Source organism: Lacrimispora sanguinis, from assembly GCF_044987295.1.
In the GTDB taxonomy this organism is placed as follows: Bacteria; Bacillota; Clostridia; order Lachnospirales; family Lachnospiraceae; genus Lacrimispora; species Lacrimispora celerecrescens_B.
Genome location: NZ_CP173277.1, coordinates 3,778,282 through 3,796,374 on the forward strand (window position 1 = coordinate 3,778,282; position 18,093 = coordinate 3,796,374).

14 protein-coding genes are annotated in these 18,093 nt (G+C 36.6%); 12 read left to right on the plus strand and 2 right to left on the minus strand.

The window, feature by feature from the left end; translation table 11 throughout:
• Nucleotide 1: 1 nt before the first annotated feature.
• From ACHZES_RS17515 to ACHZES_RS17565, 11 genes are all read left to right on the plus strand, one after another.
• Complete coding sequence (locus ACHZES_RS17515; protein WP_395546966.1) at nucleotides 2-913, plus strand: NAD-dependent epimerase/dehydratase family protein; 912 nt, start codon at nucleotides 2-4, stop codon at nucleotides 911-913.
• A 104-nt stretch (nucleotides 914-1,017) separates the two neighbouring features.
• Nucleotides 1,018-2,088 carry a mannose-1-phosphate guanylyltransferase gene (locus tag ACHZES_RS17520; protein ID WP_395546964.1) on the plus strand — a complete coding sequence of 357 codons (1,071 nt, stop codon included), beginning with the start codon at nucleotides 1,018-1,020 and terminating at the stop codon, nucleotides 2,086-2,088.
• Between the two features lie 19 nt (nucleotides 2,089-2,107).
• Nucleotides 2,108-3,127 carry a GDP-mannose 4,6-dehydratase gene (gene gmd / locus ACHZES_RS17525; protein WP_395546963.1) on the plus strand — a complete coding sequence of 340 codons (1,020 nt, stop codon included), beginning with the start codon at nucleotides 2,108-2,110 and terminating at the stop codon, nucleotides 3,125-3,127.
• Between the two features lie 124 nt (nucleotides 3,128-3,251).
• The gene (locus tag ACHZES_RS17530; protein ID WP_395546961.1) at nucleotides 3,252-6,056 is read left to right on the plus strand and encodes a glycosyltransferase; all 2,805 of its coding nucleotides are present in this window, start codon (nucleotides 3,252-3,254) and stop codon (nucleotides 6,054-6,056) included.
• A 339-nt stretch (nucleotides 6,057-6,395) separates the two neighbouring features.
• The gene (locus ACHZES_RS17535) at nucleotides 6,396-7,571 is read left to right on the plus strand and encodes an alginate O-acetyltransferase AlgX-related protein (protein WP_404820253.1); all 1,176 of its coding nucleotides are present in this window, start codon (nucleotides 6,396-6,398) and stop codon (nucleotides 7,569-7,571) included.
• A 24-nt stretch (nucleotides 7,572-7,595) separates the two neighbouring features.
• On the plus strand, nucleotides 7,596-9,023 hold the full coding sequence (locus ACHZES_RS17540; protein ID WP_395546959.1) for an MBOAT family O-acyltransferase: 1,428 nt from the start codon (nucleotides 7,596-7,598) through the stop codon (nucleotides 9,021-9,023).
• 157 nt (nucleotides 9,024-9,180) lie between these two features.
• Entirely contained in the window at nucleotides 9,181-10,863 is a 1,683-nt protein-coding gene (locus ACHZES_RS17545; protein WP_395547287.1) for a phospho-sugar mutase, read from the plus strand.
• Nucleotides 10,864-11,093: 230 nt separating this feature from the next.
• Nucleotides 11,094-11,528: a MarR family winged helix-turn-helix transcriptional regulator gene (locus ACHZES_RS17550; protein WP_395546958.1), complete on the plus strand. Its 435-nt coding sequence runs from the start codon at nucleotides 11,094-11,096 to the stop codon at nucleotides 11,526-11,528.
• Complete coding sequence (locus ACHZES_RS17555) at nucleotides 11,512-12,357, plus strand: pirin family protein (protein WP_395546957.1); 846 nt, start codon at nucleotides 11,512-11,514, stop codon at nucleotides 12,355-12,357. Before ACHZES_RS17550 ends, ACHZES_RS17555 begins: the two co-directional genes overlap by 17 nt.
• Before the next feature lie 39 nt (nucleotides 12,358-12,396).
• On the plus strand, nucleotides 12,397-12,969 hold the full coding sequence (locus ACHZES_RS17560; protein ID WP_395546956.1) for a nitroreductase family protein: 573 nt from the start codon (nucleotides 12,397-12,399) through the stop codon (nucleotides 12,967-12,969).
• A 529-nt stretch (nucleotides 12,970-13,498) separates the two neighbouring features.
• Nucleotides 13,499-13,648 carry a hypothetical protein gene (locus ACHZES_RS17565; protein WP_166429694.1) on the plus strand — a complete coding sequence of 50 codons (150 nt, stop codon included), beginning with the start codon at nucleotides 13,499-13,501 and terminating at the stop codon, nucleotides 13,646-13,648.
• A gap of 46 nt (nucleotides 13,649-13,694) precedes the next feature.
• On the opposite strand, the gene ACHZES_RS17570 is transcribed toward ACHZES_RS17565, so the two are convergent.
• Both ACHZES_RS17570 and ACHZES_RS17575 read right to left on the minus strand, forming a co-directional pair.
• Entirely contained in the window at nucleotides 13,695-14,102 is a 408-nt protein-coding gene (locus tag ACHZES_RS17570) for a hypothetical protein (RefSeq protein WP_038277604.1), read from the minus strand.
• 233 nt (nucleotides 14,103-14,335) lie between these two features.
• Nucleotides 14,336-15,676 carry a cell wall-binding protein gene (locus tag ACHZES_RS17575; RefSeq protein WP_395546955.1) on the minus strand — a complete coding sequence of 447 codons (1,341 nt, stop codon included), beginning with the start codon at nucleotides 15,674-15,676 and terminating at the stop codon, nucleotides 14,336-14,338.
• Between the two features lie 472 nt (nucleotides 15,677-16,148).
• Here ACHZES_RS17575 and ACHZES_RS17580 point away from each other — a divergent pair, with 472 nt between their 5' ends.
• Nucleotides 16,149-18,083, plus strand: coding sequence for a thiamine pyrophosphate-binding protein (locus tag ACHZES_RS17580; protein ID WP_395546953.1), 1,935 nt, complete (start codon nucleotides 16,149-16,151; stop codon nucleotides 18,081-18,083).
• Nucleotides 18,084-18,093 lie beyond the last annotated feature (10 nt).

The following is an 18,093-nucleotide window of genomic DNA, read 5'->3' on the forward strand; positions in this document are numbered from 1 at the left end:
AGTGAAAAAAGTACTAATTACCGGTTCTACTGGGTTCATAGGAAGATATTGTTGTAAAGAAATATTGGCAAGAGGAAATGATTTCTTGGCTATTGTTAGAAATACATCAAAGTGTGAAGATGATATTAGAACCGTAGCTGTAGATCTTCATGATAAAAATGAATTAATAAAAGTAGTTGAAAGATACAAACCAGATGCTGTCTTACATTTAGCGGCAATAGCAGCAGTTACATATGGAGATATATCAGAAATTTATAGTACAAATATAAGTGCAACAGAGACTTTATTGGAGACTTTATATGACACTTGCATTTCAGGAACAAGAGTAGTTTTGGTTAGCACAGCAGGTGTATATGGAAATCAAAAGGAACCGTATTATTTTGAAAATATGCCATTTGCGCCGGTGAATCACTATTCCTATAGTAAAATGGTAATGGAATATATAAGTCAACAATATACAGATAAATTAGATATTAAAATTGTCCGTCCATTTAATATAGTTGGCTATGGTCAAAATATGAACTTTTTTTTACCAAAGTTAGTAAATGCATTTGCTAGTAAGCAAGAAACAATTAAGTTAGGAAATATTGGTTCAGAGAGAGATTATGTTAATGTAGAGTACTGTGTTAATGTTCTTATGGAATTATTGACGAGATCTAAAGTTGAAATAGAAAAACTTAACATATGTTCAGGAATTGCAACTAGCGGAGTTAATATTATTAATATGCTAAAAGAGATTTCCGGTTATTCTCCAGATATACAGATATCAGAGGGCTTTGTTAGGAGAAACGAAGTATGGAGACTGGTTGGTTCGAATGAAGAGTTACTTAAATTTCTTGGAGATAAGGAATTTAAAGGTGATAGTGTTTATAAAGTTTTAAGCAAGATGTATAATAGCTATTGTAATGAATAGGCTATACAAATTATGTGATTATATGTTGCAAAAGTTAGGATTAAACAATATAATTTATAGAAGGATTAATCAAGGAAAAGTAAAAAGATGGTGAGGTAATTACTATGAGAAAAGCAGCACTAATTATGGCTGGAGGGAGAGGCGAACGCTTTTGGCCGAAGAGTAGACGAGAAATGCCAAAACAATTCTTATCTTTAACAAATGATGGAAAGACAATGATTCAATTAACAATTGAGAGAATTCTACCAATTGTAGATATGAAAGATATCTATATTGCAACTAATAAAGAGTATAAGAACCTTGTAAAAAAGCAATTGCCTGAGATACCAGAAGAAAATATTCTTTGCGAACCAGTAGGACGTAATACGGCGCCTTGTATAGGGTTAGGTGCAGTACATATAGCAAACAAATACGAAGATGCAATAATGTTTGTATTGCCATCAGATCACCTTATTAAATATACCGGTCTGTTTATTAATACTTTAAAGGATGCGGCGGAAAAGGCGGAGAAAGATGAGAACTTAGTGACAATTGGTATTACTCCGGACTATCCGGAAACGGGATATGGGTATATTAAGTTTAATAGCGATAAAAATGATGGACATGCATTTGAAGTTGATTGTTTTGTGGAAAAACCGAATTTAGAAATAGCTAAAGAATATGTTGCATCCGAGGAATACCTTTGGAATAGTGGAATGTTTGTTTGGAAAGTATCTACTATATTATCTAAATTCAAGAAATATCTGCCTGATATATATGAGGGCTTGAATGTAATAAAGGAAGCAATTGGTTCAGAGCATGAGACTGCAGTGTTAGAAAAGATATTTTCAGATTTTCACTCAGAATCAGTTGATTATGGTATAATGGAAAAGGCTAATAATATATATACAATCCCAGGAACCTTTGGCTGGGATGACGTTGGATCTTGGCTAGCTATAGAGAGAATTAGAAAAACAAATGAATTTGGTAATGTAGTTAGTGGGAATATTATAACAATTGATACTAAAAATTGTATTATTGAGGGAGATAAAAAATTAATAGCTGCGGTAGGTTTGAAGGATTTAGTAATTGTGGATACTGAGGATGCTACTTTAATATGTGATAAAGATAATTCAGGTGATATTAAGAAAGTATTAGAGAATTTAAAAATTTGTAATAGAAATGAATATTTATAAAGATTAAAGGAGATTAACTATGAAAAAGGCATTAATAACAGGAATAACTGGCCAGGATGGTTCATATCTTGCGGAATTGTTACTTGAAAAAGGTTATACCGTTTACGGAATTATGAGAAGAAAAAGTGTTGTGGATTACGGAAATGTAGAGCATATTAAAGACAAGATTAATTTTATATATGCAGATATGACGGACCCTATTTCATTAATAAACGCAATGAGAATTTCTCAGGCAGATGAGGTATATAATCTGGCTGCCCAGTCTTTTGTTGCAACGAGTTGGGAGCAACCTCTTGCTACAGCAGATATTGATGCAATAGGTGTAACTAATATGCTGGAAGCTATTAGAACAATTAAACCAGAAGCACGATTTTATCAAGCCTCAACAAGTGAAATGTTTGGCTTAGTACAGGAAATGCCCCAGACAGAGAATACACCATTTTATCCAAGAAGTCCATATGGTGTTGCAAAGGTTTATGGTCATTGGATTACTAAAAATTATAGAGAAAGTTATAATTTATATGCATGTAGTGGAATTTTATTTAACCATGAAAGCGAAAGAAGAGGAAAAGAATTTGTTACACGAAAGATTACTAATGCAGTAGCTAGGATCAAATGTGGATTCCAGGAATGCTTAGAATTAGGAAATATGGATAGTAAGAGAGATTGGGGGCATTCACAAGATTATGTTCAAGCTATGTGGTTAATGCTTCAACAAGAAACACCAGATGATTATGTTATTGCTACGAATGAAACCCGAACTGTTCGTGAGTTTGTAGAGAAAGCGTTTAATTACGCAGATATTGAAATTGAATGGAATGGTACTGGCATTGATGAGGTGGGCATTGACAAGGCAAGTGGAAGAATAGTAGTTAAGATTAATCCTAAGTTCTTTAGGCCAGCTGAAGTAGAAGTGTTATTAGGGAATCCTGCAAAAGCGGAAAAAGCACTTGGGTGGAGACGTGAAGTGAGTTTTGATAATTTAGTGAAGAGAATGACAGAGAATGACTTGGAGATAGTCAAAGCTGGTCTGAAATAAGTAAATAATTATAAATAAAATGGTTCTATTTTAGACGTGGAGATTGAGTAAGTTATTTCTTCTGCGTCTGAGTGTAGAACCATTTTATGGGTTATGAAATATATATTGGATGAGGAAAAATTGTATGGATATTTGGATGGATTTGACGAACAGTATGTGCACATGGCGAGGCGGCGTTATTGGAATTATTCGTGCTGAATTAGAAATTGCATATAATCTTAAGAAAAACTATGAGAATATAAGATTTAGCATATGTAATAACAGCGGTTTTGTAGAAATTACCTCTGATAGTTTAGAGTGGTTATGGAATGCGGATAGTGTAACAGACGCATATATGACTGCAATGGGTAGAAATAATATAGTTCCTAACCAAAAGCAGAAAGTTATACAAAATCCTATTGGATTAGATAATGCATATGCCTTTTCTGATAGTAGAAGAGAACGGCTAAGAGAAGCCGGAAAATTATATATTGCAAGAAAGTCACCTATTATAAAGCCAATTGCAAGAGTAGCCTTCGGTTTTATATTTCTACCAATTTCATTTGCTTCTAGGTTACGTGCGTTAATAAAAAAGATTAATAGAAATAAAAGACCAGCAAAAGAACAGAAAAAATTTAGTCATCCATATGGGGAGAATGACATTATTTTTTCCTGTGGATGGTTTGAGTCTAGTAAAGAGTATTTCTTTTCTAAATTGAAAAGTGAAAACAATAATATTGGGCTGGTTTATTTAGTATATGACATTATCCTTATCAAGGAAGGGACTGCTCACTTATATGGAGAAAATCAATTCGACAGATATATTAAGTGGATAGCAAATAATTCTGACATGATATTATATGGTGGAGCTACAGCGCAACGAGATACGGAGCAATACCTAAGAGAACATAATCTTCCAATTCCCAAAGGCTATCCAATTAAGTTTGGGGCAGAAATTGTTAGGAACTCAGATGTAGTCAATAAAGAACTAACACTTAAAAAGCTTGGTATAGAAGACAAATACATAATGGCAGTTGGGTCAATTGAACCAAGGAAAAACTATGAAACTATTTATCAAGCATATATTTTTATGTTGGAAAAGTTTAATGTAGATGAGATTCCTCAATTTGTTATTGTAGGTGGGGCATATATGCAGGATAATTTAGTCGAATGTATAAAATTGGATCCTAGGCTAAAAGGAAAAATAATAATGTTAAGGCCTTCAGATGAAGAATTAGATTTAATATATAAAAATTGTTTATTTGCACTTTTACCAAGTTTGTATGAAGGTTGGAGTTTAACATTACCTGAGGCATTAGGATATGGTAAGTTATGCATTTCTTCAAAAGTAGATCCACTAATTGAAATTGGTATCGGAATAACTGAATTTGTAGAACCATTAGATGCAAGGGCTTGGGCAGAACGGATTATTTATTTTTATCAAAATCCATTAAAGGTTAAAGAGTATGAAAAAAAGATAAAAGACAATTGGAAGGTTATAACTTGGAATGATTGTGCAGAAATGATAGAAGAAAAAATACTACTGTTAAAAGGAGAGAAAGAAAAGACAAGTTTAGCTGATATATATATGGATCTCACTTTGGCATGGGAGTTAAGTAGAAGTGGGGCTTATGTCAGTGGTATTCTGAGAACACAGTTAATAATTGCGCGGCTTTTAGCTTATATAATGCCACGTATGAAGTTTATTGCATTAACGAAAGAGGGGTGTATTAATATTGATAAGAGTACACTAGCGCCGCTTTTTGAAGAAGATGATATTGAAACATCGTTTAATAATATGCGCCCTTATTTAGCTTCATTAAGGCCTGACACTTATAGAGAAAATAATGAGGATATTAAGCAAGAAATTCAGCAGACAGTAGGACCATTTTGGTTGTTCTGCAGTGTATTGCCAAAAAAATTACATCAGCCATATATAAATTTAGGGTTAAAAGTTAAGAGCAAAAGACTTTCTAAAGGGTTAAAAACTGAGATGAGAAGTTCTATAGGGCTGAGTACGATGGCTTTTCCGTTTAACAAGAATGATATTATTCTTTCAACTGGTACAGGTTTTCACCAAGAACTTTATCCTTCATTAATTAAGGCCAAAATGGATATCGGATTTAAATTTATTCAGCTTATTTATGACTTAACACCCATTTTATATCCACAGGTGCATATGGAAATGACAAGGAAGTATTATGTCCCTTTTCTGAAAAATACTAGTGAATTAAGCGATTATATATTTTATGGAGGCGCTACTTGCATGCGCGACGCTGAAGAATATTTTCGTAGAAATAATTTTAATGTAAAACCTGGATATCCAATAAAGTTTGGGAGCAATATTGTAAATAATCCAAATAAGGAAGCAAACGATAAAAAGATATTAGAAAATTTAGGGATAAAAGGACCGTACACTTTAACAGTTGGGTCTATTGAAATGAGAAAAAACCATGAATCATTATATAAAGCTTATCTTAATATGATAAATCAAAGCGAGTATAAAATTCCTCAAATGGTATTTGCAGGGTATCCAGGTTGGAAAACAGAAAATTTTCTGGAAATATTAAGAAAAGATAATAGGGTAAAAGATAAAATTTTAGTCATTTCTCCAACAGACAAAGAGATGGAAGTACTTTATAGAAATTGTCTTTTTACAATTTTAGCAAGTATGTATGAAGGCTGGAGCCTTACTTTACCTGAAAGTCTTAATTATGGTAAGTTCTGTATTGCATCTGATGTTGATCCGCTACGAGAAATTGGTCAAGACTTCATTGATTATGTCCATCCTTTTGACACAATGAAATGGGCGGAGAAAATATTATATTATTCAAATAGTAAAGAAGAATTAAAAAAGCGTGAAGAAAAAATAGCTAGGGAATGGCATGCAGTTTCTTGGATTGAGTGTGCGGAACAAATTACTAAAATATTAAATGAGATACGTGAGTAACTGTAGACTAAAATGCAAAAGTATTTTAACAGGGAGAAAACGATTATGTCACAGTTATACAGTGAAAGGACATTATAATATGACGGATGACTTTACTGCCTGCTTCTCTAGAATTTCATCGGTTACAAGGTAACAAGAAGATCCTCCGAAAAATGAAGAGATGCTTTTTTAATTAAAAGTGCAAAGTGCCATACTTTATGACGTTTTTCAGGTGTACTTTATAAAAAGGATGGGTATTTTAGTAAAAATGGAATCTGGAAGTTGTGTTACATAAGGCTTCTAGATTCCGGGAGTATAATTACATGTGAGAGGAGGAGTAAGATTATTGGTCATAATCTTATGAGAATAATTATGGTAAAATGGAAATACGTTTTTATAATACTGAATATATCAATTATGTTAGTTTTTGCTGTATTGTTTTATACGGGGATTTCGCCACAAACGATGTTAAGCGGGGTAGTAGTGCAAAATGAAAGACCAAAAAGAGAAATAACAACTATAATGAATGGGGAATTTCAGACTCAGTACTCAAATTGGTTTTCTGATAATTTTCCTTTTAGAACTTATTTAGTAAAAGCATATGACCAAATTTTATTTAATACTGGTAGTGTTGTTAATGGTATTAAAGCTGGTAAGGATGGCAACCTTTTTGGTGAGAACTTTACCAATCAATCTCTTGTTGGAACTTTAGACGAAGAACAGGTTAAAAATTACGCAGAAAATCTAAAGCTGATACAAGAAGAATTAGAAGCGAGAGGGAAAGTGTTTGTTTACTTAATTACACCAAGTAAAGCAGAGATTTTTCCTGAAGATTTGCCTTGGAATTATAAAGCAGCCTACAATTGTTTAAATGAAACTGCTAATATTAGAAGAACTTTAATTAAGGATTTTGATGAGTGTAATATTAATTATCTTGATTTTACAAAGCTAACGCTGCAATTAAAAAACAATGGTGATTATCCCGTATTTTATAGAACAGGAATTCATTGGAGTCAGTATGCGACCTCACAGGCACTTATGGAAATGTTGAACTTTATAGAAGATAAAAGTTCCATTGATATCCCACATATAAATTTATCATATCAAAAAATTGAAAATGCCGAGTGGGACGAACAGGATTACTTAAAACTTTTAAATTTATATTATTCTAATTATGAAGAGGATTACTATACTGCAAATATAGAATTGAACGAAAATAATATAGAGCTTAAACGTGCGTTTGCAATGTCTACCAGTTTTAGTCATAGCTTAGTAAATTTATTTCAAAAAAGTAATATGCCATTCAGTTATCTTTGGAGAAGCCAATATACACAATTCCAAGATAAATTATATTTAGAGGGGAATCATACAAAATGGGAAGGATCAATTCCTGGTGTAGCAATTGATGATATGAATTTTGATGATATTGTAAATCAATCAGATATTATATACATAGAAAATAATGCTTGTGAGCTTCCTCAATCTCATATTGATTTTGTGCATTATCTATCCGCTTATTTATCACAGCAACAGTAAATTTTTTAAGGAGGAACAAGCTGTATGGTATTTGCTTCATCAATTTTTTTACTTTTATTTTTTCCGACAGTACTGAGTATTTATTATTTGATAAATCCTAAATATAGAAATCTTTGGTTATTCATTGCCTCTTTTGTATTTTATGCATGGGGTGGTCTACAATATGCATTATTAATACTTTTTTCAACTATTGCAAATTTTTGTTTTGGAAAGTATATTGGGGAAGAGAATTGTAAGCATCCTAAAACTATATTAATTGTATCTATAGTATTTAACTTAGGAATACTAGGATTTTTTAAATATTTTAATTTTATAGTAAATGGATTAAATTATTTTATAGGGTTTATAGATCCTAATTTTAACATTAATGTCCCGATTATACCATTACCTATTGGAATTTCATTTTTTACTTTTCAAATTATGTCCTATGTAATTGATGTTTATAGAAAACAAGTTCAGTCGCAGAAGAAGTTTGTTAATCTAGGTTTATATATTATGTTATTTCCCCAGTTGATTGCAGGGCCGATTGTTCGATATATTGATGTGGAAAAAGAAATTGACAATCGAAGTATAAATATTGATGATATAAGGGAAGGATTAAAACGTTTTATTTTAGGGTTGGCAAAGAAGGTATTTATAGCAAATTTTACTGCTAAACTTGCGGATTATGCATTTACCTCAGTTTATCTTAATACACCTTTAGCATGGTTGGGCATACTATCCTATTCGTTACAAATATATTTTGACTTTTCCGCATATTCTGATATGGCTATTGGAATGGGTAGAATTTTTGGGTTTCATTTTTTGGAAAACTTTAATTATCCATATATTTCAAGTTCGATTCAAGAATTCTGGCGTAGATGGCACATATCATTATCTTCATGGTTTAAAGATTACCTCTATATACCGTTAGGAGGAAATCGGAAAGGATTAGTTAGAACATACATAAACAATATCATAGTATTTTTTTGCACGGGGTTATGGCATGGTGCTGCATTAAACTTTATTGTATGGGGCCTATATCATGGGACTTTTTTGATTATAGAGCGCATAGGGGTTAATAAACTCTTAAAAAAAATACCGAAGTTTTTTAGCCATATTTATACAATATTGATTTTTATGATTGGCTGGGTGTTCTTTAGAGCAAATACTTTAATGGATGCGGTAACTTATATTAAAAAAATGTTTGTTTTGGATGTGACACATATGGAATATTTTTTTCTAAGTCTAGATAATTTTGCAATATTTATGGTTATTTTGGGCATTATTTTTAGTACTCCGGTAGTTGGATTTGTGAAAGCTAAAATTAGTAAATATTGTAAAGAAGGGACATTAAGAGTAAATAATGTAGGTATTGTTTTAGTAGATCTACTGTATTTACTTTTATTTATGATTTCAATTATATTTGTTGTGGGCTCTAAGTTTAATCCATTTATTTACTTTAGATTTTGATAAATTTAGGATGCCAGTGATAAAAAACGATAAATTATGATAAATAACTTATTTAAATTTGATTAATATAGATATGTATTAGTTGAGAAAGTAATGTCGAAAAACAATTCGGATAATAGTAATTATGTTTATTAAAGAAGGGAAATTAAAAAGGGAAATGGATAAGATTATACAAAATGCATGGAATGAATGGAGAACACATAAATTAGCGGATGAAGATTTAATATTAGAATTAGAAAGCATAAAAGAATCGGAGAAGGAAATTTTTGATCGTTTTTACAAAAATCTAGAATTTGGTACTGGCGGCCTTCGTGGTATAATTGGAGCGGGAACCAATCGAATGAATATCTATACAGTAGCGAAAGCTACTCAGGGATATAGTAATTATTTAAAAAAACAAACTGCTTCCCCATCTGTGGCAATCGCTTACGACAGCCGGATAAAATCAGATGTATTTGCTAAAGTAGCAGCAGAAGTATTTGCGGCTAATGGAGTTCGCGTATATATTTATCCAGAGCTTATGCCGACCCCTTCATTGTCATTTGCTGTTCGACATTTAAAATGCTCAGGTGGAATTGTAATCACTGCCAGTCACAACCCGTCTAAATACAATGGTTATAAAGTATATGGAAGTGATGGCTGCCAGATTACTACGGATGCAGCAGCTTCTATTTTGGCTGAAATAGAAGCAGCAGATGTTTTTAAAGACGTAAAGAAATGTTTATTTGAGGAAGCTTTAGCCCAGGAAAAAGTAACATATATTGGAGATCAGGTGGTTAGAGAGTATCTAAACGCAGTTTCTTCCCAGACTTTATGCGAAGACGAAACAGATAAAAGTTTTTCAATTGTTTATACCCCACTAAATGGTGCTGGATTAAAATGTGTAACACAGGTTCTGAAAGAAAATGGGTTTACGAATATATCAGTAGTAAAAGAGCAGGAAAAACCGGATGGGAGATTTCTAACCTGTCCATATCCGAATCCAGAGATAAAAGAAGCTTTGGAATTAGGTCTACGAGATGCGAAAGAACTAGGAAGCGACCTGCTTTTAGCTACGGACCCGGATTGTGACCGTGTGGGAATTGCTGTGCGTAGTAATGAGGATTATGTTCTTCTTAGCGGAAATGAAGTGGGAATGCTGCTTTTGGATTATATTTGTAAGCGCAGAATAGCCCTCAATAAAATGCCGAAAAATCCTATTTTAGTAAAAACTATTGTTACCATTGATATGGCAAATAGAATCGCAGAAGACTACGGAGTGCAAGTCATCGACGTGTTAACCGGTTTTAAGTTTATCGGCGAGCAAATTGGTTTATTAGAAGCAAAAGGTGAAGAAGAGCGTTTTATCTTTGGTTTTGAAGAAAGTTATGGTTACTTAACTGGTGGGTATGTACGTGATAAGGATGCGGTAGACGGATCATTAATGATATGTGAGATGTTTGCATATTATAAAAACCAAGGGCTTAGTATGATAGACGTTCTGAATGATTTATACCAAAGGTATGGCTATTGTTTAAATACTTTGCATAGTTATACTTTTGAAGGAGCTGAAGGTTTCCAAAAGATGCAAATGATAATGCAGGAACTGCGTAAAACATCTTTAAAAGAAATCGCAGGTAGGAAGGTAATAGAAGTAAGAGATTATCTTGAAGGCATTAATCAACTTCCGAAATCAGATGTGTTGAAGTATATGTTGGAGAGTAATACTTCGATAGTAATCAGACCATCGGGAACAGAGCCTAAATTAAAGGTATATCTTTCTGTAAGTGCTGATAATCACGACGCCGCGGAAAAGATGGAAGCTTTTATAGTAAAAGAATTAGAAGAGCGTTTTAAATAGCGTATATATTGGTTGATGAGATTTATTTTAGTGAATCGGTAACCATAGTAACAAAAAATATAGAATTTATATTTAACTGCCAATCTTTGAGTTTAAATGATTGGCAGTTTTTTCTATGCATTTGTACGACCCTAGCAAAAAAAAGTCAAAAAAAATAATTAAAAAACCACTTGCAATTTATCTCTACATAGAGTAATATATAACTACATAGAGATAATATAGGAGATGAAATGGCAAAAACAGAATTAAAAATCCTAATAGGCCTCCACCGGGCCGTAAACTATATTGACCGCCAATCAACCAAGATATTTTCAGAGTACAATCTTACCATGGGCCAATTTGCCGTATTAGAGGCATTATATCACAAAGGAGACATGACCATCGGTCAGGTTCAGGAAAAAATATTAAGTTCCAGCGGGACCATTCCTCTTATTATAAATAACCTTGAAAAAAGAGGGTATCTTATAAGGAAAGCAGACAGCAAAGATAAGAGGCGATGCATTCTCCATATAACAGCTCAGGGACAAGAATTGATTGGTCAGGTATATCCAAGAAATGAAGCCAGAATTATTGAGTTAATGACTCATTGGACTGACGAAGAAAAAGAACAATTGGCAATTTTATTAAAAAAGTTTGGAGATGAGATAAATGGAGAGAAAGATTAAAAGACAGGTAAGAGGTTTTAGAACCCAGGATGGTGCAGGCGTGAACCTGGTAAGGGTGTTAGGACATGAAACAATGGAAGAATACGATCCAATTTTGATGCTGGATTCCTTTGACAGTACAAATCCCGATGATTACACGGCCGGATTCCCCATGCACCCGCATAGGGGTATTGAAACCATTAGTTATGTATACCGTGGGCAGATGGTTCATAAGGATAGTTTGGGAAATGAAGATTCCATTTCAGACGGAGAAGTCCAGTGGATGACAGCAGGCTCCGGAATTCTGCATGAAGAGAAACTGCCTGCGTCAGAACGAATGCTTGGAGTACAGCTGTGGCTGAATTTACCGTCAAAGGATAAAATGACCGCTCCTTCTTACCACAGCATAAAAAATGATGAGATTGAAGAGATCAAACTTGAAAATGGAAAACTGAGACTGCTTGCCGGGCAATATAAAGACAATAAAGGATATGAGGGCAAATATCTTCCTCTGGATTACTACGATATCCATCTTGATCCCAACGCTTCCATTTCCATAGATACGGAGCCAAACCGCTCGGTTATGATCTTTACCCTGTCAGGAGAGGTTTCTGTAGGAGGAGAACTGGTGAGAGAGAAAACAGCGGCAAAGCTTACCTCTGGAGACACGGTCGAGATAAAAAGTGCTGAAAAAAATGCTCAGGTATTATTTATAAGTTCAACGTCTTTGGGAGAGCCTATAGCCTGGGGCGGCCCCATTGTCATGAATACGAAAGCCGAATTGCAAAAAGCTTTTACAGATCTGAATCAGGGAACATTCTTACAAAAGAGAATGTCATATGACGACTAATAAAACTAAAATTATTTAATTAAATCAGGAGGAATTAAAATGAGCATTATTAAATCATTAGAAAAGAGAAGAAGCTATTACAACATTAATAAAGAACTTCCCGTTGATACTAGCGAAGTCATTGAACAGATTGAAAAATTGACAGAACTGGTGCCCGATGCTTTTAATATGAAAAGCTCCCGCATTGTGGTGGCCTTAGAAGAAAAGCAGGAGCTATTATGGGATTCTATCTATGACGCTTTCGGGGGCCAGGTTCCAAGAGAAAAAATAGACAGCTTTAAAGCAGGGGCAGGAACCATTCTTTATTTCTACGATCAGGAGGTCGTAAAAGGGCTTCAGGGACAGTTTCCGCTATATGCAGATAATTTCCCCGCCTGGGCGATGCAGTCCAGTGCAATGCTTCAAATCAGCATCTGGAGCGGGCTGCGGGAATTAGGGATCGGTGCTTCCTTACAGCATTACAATCCTGTTATAGATCAGAAAGTCCGGGAACTGTTTCATTTGCCGGAAAGCTATCTGCTGATTGGCCAAATGCCTTTTGGAGGTATTGTAAAAGAGCCTGAAGCAAAAGAAAAGGAAGATATTTCAAAACGAGTTCGGATTGAACGATAAATTAATTAAATTTTTTCCAAATTTGAAAAAGCAGGCGTAATATACGCTTGCTTTTTTACGTCAACTCTCTCGTTACTCAACATCTTTTCCGATACCGAACTTCTTTCCATCGTCTGCTTGCCGCCCAATCGGTCATAATAAATATCCGTATTTTTAATGCAGTCGCCCTATCTATTACTTTGGAGTATACGTAATATAACTACCTCAGACCACCCAATAGGTCCCTAATAAACCACAGGTACCCTGGATATCAGAAAAATGATGTGAATTGTTGCATATAGTCGTTAAAAGGTTATCAGAAGTGATCAATTTTTCACGAATTTTATCGACAATCCTACACGGCACATATTGTACCTTGTTTTATTGGTATAAATAGATGTTGTATTTTTGCTTCTTTTTGGATAAAAATATGGCTAATTTATTAAAGAATGACAAAAAAATGTCGAATATTGCGATTTGTTTCGCTTTTCAAACAATAGAAAACGGCTTATAGTGATTACAAGAAAAGCAAAAAAGGAGGGTTTTCTATATGACAGATGCTGAGAGGCTAAGGATTATAGAGATTGAGAATGAGAGGCTTATGGAAGAGAATGAGAAACTCCATAAAGTGATTAAAAGGTTAAATCAGACGCTTAACAGATTAATAGGTCGTTACATAAGAGCTGACGAGGTTGCCTGACTAGGGATAGCCAGGGAGTGCGGGGGCACTCCCGGGAGTATCCCTGTCAGGGATCGATCCCGGTTTTGGAATTTTCCTCGTTGCCGGGATCATATCCCTTTGTCTTGCGCATCAGTTCCCATATTGTTTGATGCATCCATTCAATAGTTTTATTCAGCTTTTCATTTTCTGTTTCTAATTCGGTAATGCGCTCCCCCATAAGGGCAATAATCTCCCGGTTGTTATTGACTCTGTGTGGCGCCAACAGGCGCTGGACGTAGGGAGATGATGCGGCAACGATATGGGTGGAAAGTAATTCATCTCTTGCTTCACAGGAGAGATCCATAAAATCCTGATAACTGATGGATAAGGTTACCATATCCTCCCTGCACTTGGGACAAACTGCGTTCCGCTGAAGCTGATAATATCCATAGTAACCGCATTTGGGACAATAGTACACGGACAGTTCTCTCATCGGTCTCCTCCTTTTTTTTACCATAAAAACAATCTACCTCTATAATATATAACGTAAAATAATTTTAATTATAACGCAAAAAAGTACTAAAAATATAAAAAGTTGTAAGTTTATAGAAGGTATACAAAAACCCCCGGATAATTGGTGCAGAATGCATAAAAGAGATCCGCACGCGGCGAACGTGCGGATCTCTTTATGTTTGAACGGATGAATCATTTGTAATATTTTAAAATTTACTGGATAATGCCGTTTACATCGACAATCCATACTTTGTCATTGGAATCCTTATAATCCTTATATCCTGCTCCAAGATCTGGCTTTGTAGCTGACTTGGAAGAGGAAGATGCTTTCTGGAGGGAACCGCTGGCATTTACCAGATACTGTGTGCCTTCAAAGGAAATAGGAGCAACCTTTAAGTCGGCATCAGCTTCTTTTCTTAAGCCATATTCATACAGGACGTTGTCACGGATACCGTGAACTCCCTGTCCTTTGTTAGTACCTTCTGTCTGGAAGAACCATACCTGATTCTCATCCAGATCTTCGTTGTAAATTGTCTGCTTTCCGGTAGCCATGGCACCGTCTGTTCCAAAGTAGAAATTAGCGATTCCGCCGTCTTCTAAGTTGATAACGTTCAGTCCGGTCTGCATTTCTCCCTTTGTATTGAATGCATATTTTTTGGAATCAATGGTAACTAATTCAAGACCATTTGCTGCACAGGAAGGAGCACCGTTCTTGAAATAGAAGTTGTAGATTTCTCCCTCTTCGCTAAGTCCTTCAATACCTTCGATTTCCTTCCAACCGTTAACCCGTGCACCACTCTCTGGATCATAATACTGGTATCCAGCTGCTGTAGTTGCATCAGCGGTTGCTTCGGATTCGGTTGCAGTAACAGGAAGCTTGTACCAGCCTTTCTGCATGATTCCGTTTACAAAGGTATAATAGTTTCCATCGATCTTTTTGTCGACCTGGTTTTCTACCATACGGCCGCTCTTATCAAAATAGTACCAGGAATGAGTTTCATCAAGTTCGTCGGAGTCATTTTCAAGCTCAATCCAGCCTGTCTTCATAACGCCGTCATTCTCTTGTCCTAAATAATAAATACTTCCTTCAATCTCGATCTTTCCGGTCTGCATTTCACCCTGGTCGTTGAAGTAGTACACATTATCATTGATTTTCTGCCACTTGGAAACAACTTCCTTACCGTTTTTCCCATAGTAGTGCCATAAAAACTCAGGGGCATCAGCAGAATCCCAGAAGTTTTCATTGGCCATGGAAACCCATTTGTCAGAAACTCTTTTCCCATTTTCGTCTACGTAATATTCATCGATTTGTGTATTAGTGGCGACATTGCCGTCCTCATTTAAGTAGAACCAGTCTTCGCCTCGCTTTTTCCAGGAATCGGTTACGTAGCTGTCATTATCTTCATAAAATTTCCAGCTTCCGTTTTCTTCAACCCAGCCAACTACCTTAGCGTAGGCGGTGGCTGCTGTGCTGATTAAGCCCAGCTCTGGAGCTGCTACGGTTAAAACACCGGCAGCGGATAATACAGCCATCAATTTTAAGTGCTTTTTCATAAATATGTTCTCTCCTTTTTTGCAATAAGTTTTATCGTGGCCGAAAATCCATAGTTGCATTACCCTGCGATTATACCGTATTATGAAGGCCTATAGATAGTGTGGTTTGATGGCAGATATGGAAGGAGATAACATAAAAAGAAAAAAGAAGAGAAATCCCAGGGGTTAGGAGCAACCAAAAAGAAAAGAAAGTAAGAAAACTTTAAATAGGAAAAAGGGGGGGTGTGTGGTATAATCTACACGAAAGCAATGAGCAGTGCGAATTAGAACACGAAAATTTTTTCGTCGTGCTTGCACGTAAGAAAAAATTTCCGTGTTCTAATTCATAGGGCGAAGCCCGTGAGCCTGTGAAGCCGCAGGCTTCACAGGCTGCACTGCGGACTAGAGTATACGATGTGGGCTACAGCCTACACCTCAAGCTACAGTCCGTAAAAGTTCAAAATAAACATCTAAAAAAGAGGAGAGAAGATCCATGAGAATGAAAGTATCCAATTATATCTCCCAGAAGTTGGTTGATTCCGGGATTACACAGGTGTTTACGGTTACAGGCGGAGGCGCCATGCATTTAAACGACGCCCTGGGGCATCAGGAGGGAATGCAATGCTTATATAACCATCATGAGCAGGCATGTGCCATAGCGGCCGAGTCCTATGCCAGAATTAAGGACCGTATAGCTGCAGTCTGCGTAACCACAGGCCCAGGCGGCACCAATGCCATCACCGGAGTACTTGGAGGTTTTCTGGATTCCATTCCCATGTTAATTCTATCCGGTCAGGTGCGCTATGACACAACAGCCAGATGGTCAGGAGTTGGGATCAGAGCCATGGGAGACCAGGAGTTTGATATAACAAAGGCAATTGACTGTATGACAAAATACAGTGAGATGGTAATTGATCCCATGAGGATCCGCTACACATTAGAAAAAGCCATTTACCTTGCCTTATCCGGCCGTCCAGGCCCCACCTGGCTGGACATCCCCTTAAATGTCCAGGGTGCCTATATAGAAACAGAAGACTTAATCGGTTTTTCCTCAGAAAACTATGAGCAGGGCGGAGATGGCTGGTCCTCCGAAACCAACGCAAAAATAAAACAGGATGACCCCGGCTTTGGAGAAAATCGTCAGATTCTTCCGGAAAAGGTGACAGCAGATGCTGCCCGGGCCATTTTAGAAAAAATAAAATCATCTTCCCGTCCAGTAATCAATGCAGGCAACGGAATCCGGATCGGACAGGCCCATGAGATATTCCTTCGGGTAGTGGACAAGCTGGGAATCCCTGTAGTGACCGGCTGGAACAGTCAGGACTGCATAGAAGAAGAGCATCCGCTTTACACAGGGCGGGGCGGCGGAATGGGAGACCGTGCAGGGAACTTTGCCATTCAAAACAGTGACTTAGTCCTTTCCCTTGGAAGCCGCTTAAGCATCCGGCAGGTGGGGTACAATTATACTACATGGGCCAGAGAAGCCTATGTAATTGTCAATGATATCGACCCCGAGGAGTTAAAGAAGCCCTCCGTTCACGCCGACATGAAAATCCAAGCCGATGTAAAGGTTTTGCTGACAGCCTTAGACGAACTTCTGGATTCAGAATACAAAGCTTCCCTTAAACAACCACTCTTCTCCGGCGGAAAAGGCCTTGACAGCATGACCTGGAATGAGACCTGCCGTATGTGGAAGAAAAAATACCCGGTAGTGCTTCCGAAGCACTATAGAAGCGGAGAAGATGAGGAAGCCAATGTTTATGCATTTATAAAGGAACTAAGCACCCGAGTTCCTGAGGACAGGGTCACCGTGGTTGGAAATGGCTCCGCTTGTGTTGTAGGAGGACATGCCTATATCATTAAGAAAGGACAGCGATTCATATCCAACTCAGCGGTTGCTTCCATGGGCTATGATCTTCCGGCTGCCATTGGAGCAAGCGTGGCGGAGCAGGGAGAGGATGTCATCCTGGTCACAGGTGACGGGAGCATTCAGATGAACTTACAGGAGCTGCAGACCATCATCCATCACCATATGCCTGTTAAGATATTCCTTATTAATAACGGAGGATATCATTCCATCCGCCAGACCCAGAAGAATTTCTTTGGAGAGCCGCTTGTGGGAATCGGGGTGGACAGCCGGGACTTAAGCTTCCCAGACATGGAAAAGCTTTCAGCAGCCTATGGCTATCCTTATGTTCGTGCATGCCATAACAGCCAGCTGAAACATGCGATTGAAACGGCGCTGTCTACGAAGGGACCAGTCATCTGCGAGGTATTTGTAAGCCAGGACCAGAATTTTGAACCGAAGTCCTCTGCGAAACGATTGCCGGATGGAACCCTTATTTCGCCGCCGTTAGAGGATATGTCTCCATTCCTTTCCGATGAAGAGATGGACCGGAATATGATCATCCCGAGGATCAGGGAATAACAAGGGGAGG

Excerpts from the sequence above, each read along its gene's own strand:
- ACHZES_RS17540 (WP_395546959.1), top strand. The coding sequence starts at position 7,596 with ATGGTATTTGCTTCATCAATTTTTTTACTTTTATTTTTTCCGACAGTA.
- ACHZES_RS17550 (WP_395546958.1), top strand. The coding sequence starts at position 11,094 with ATGGCAAAAACAGAATTAAAAATCCTAATAGGCCTCCACCGGGCCGTA.
- ACHZES_RS17570 (WP_038277604.1), bottom strand. The coding sequence starts at position 14,102 with ATGAGAGAACTGTCCGTGTACTATTGTCCCAAATGCGGTTACTATGGA.
- gmd (WP_395546963.1), top strand. The coding sequence starts at position 2,108 with ATGAAAAAGGCATTAATAACAGGAATAACTGGCCAGGATGGTTCATAT.
- ACHZES_RS17530 (WP_395546961.1), top strand. The coding sequence starts at position 3,252 with ATGGATATTTGGATGGATTTGACGAACAGTATGTGCACATGGCGAGGC.
- ACHZES_RS17555 (WP_395546957.1), top strand. The coding sequence starts at position 11,512 with ATGGAGAGAAAGATTAAAAGACAGGTAAGAGGTTTTAGAACCCAGGAT.
- ACHZES_RS17535 (WP_404820253.1), top strand. The coding sequence starts at position 6,396 with ATGAGAATAATTATGGTAAAATGGAAATACGTTTTTATAATACTGAAT.
- ACHZES_RS17575 (WP_395546955.1), bottom strand. The coding sequence starts at position 15,676 with ATGAAAAAGCACTTAAAATTGATGGCTGTATTATCCGCTGCCGGTGTT.
- ACHZES_RS17560 (WP_395546956.1), top strand. The coding sequence starts at position 12,397 with ATGAGCATTATTAAATCATTAGAAAAGAGAAGAAGCTATTACAACATT.
- ACHZES_RS17580 (WP_395546953.1), top strand. The coding sequence starts at position 16,149 with ATGAGAATGAAAGTATCCAATTATATCTCCCAGAAGTTGGTTGATTCC.
- ACHZES_RS17565 (WP_166429694.1), top strand. The coding sequence starts at position 13,499 with ATGACAGATGCTGAGAGGCTAAGGATTATAGAGATTGAGAATGAGAGG.
- ACHZES_RS17520 (WP_395546964.1), top strand. The coding sequence starts at position 1,018 with ATGAGAAAAGCAGCACTAATTATGGCTGGAGGGAGAGGCGAACGCTTT.
- ACHZES_RS17545 (WP_395547287.1), top strand. The coding sequence starts at position 9,181 with ATGGATAAGATTATACAAAATGCATGGAATGAATGGAGAACACATAAA.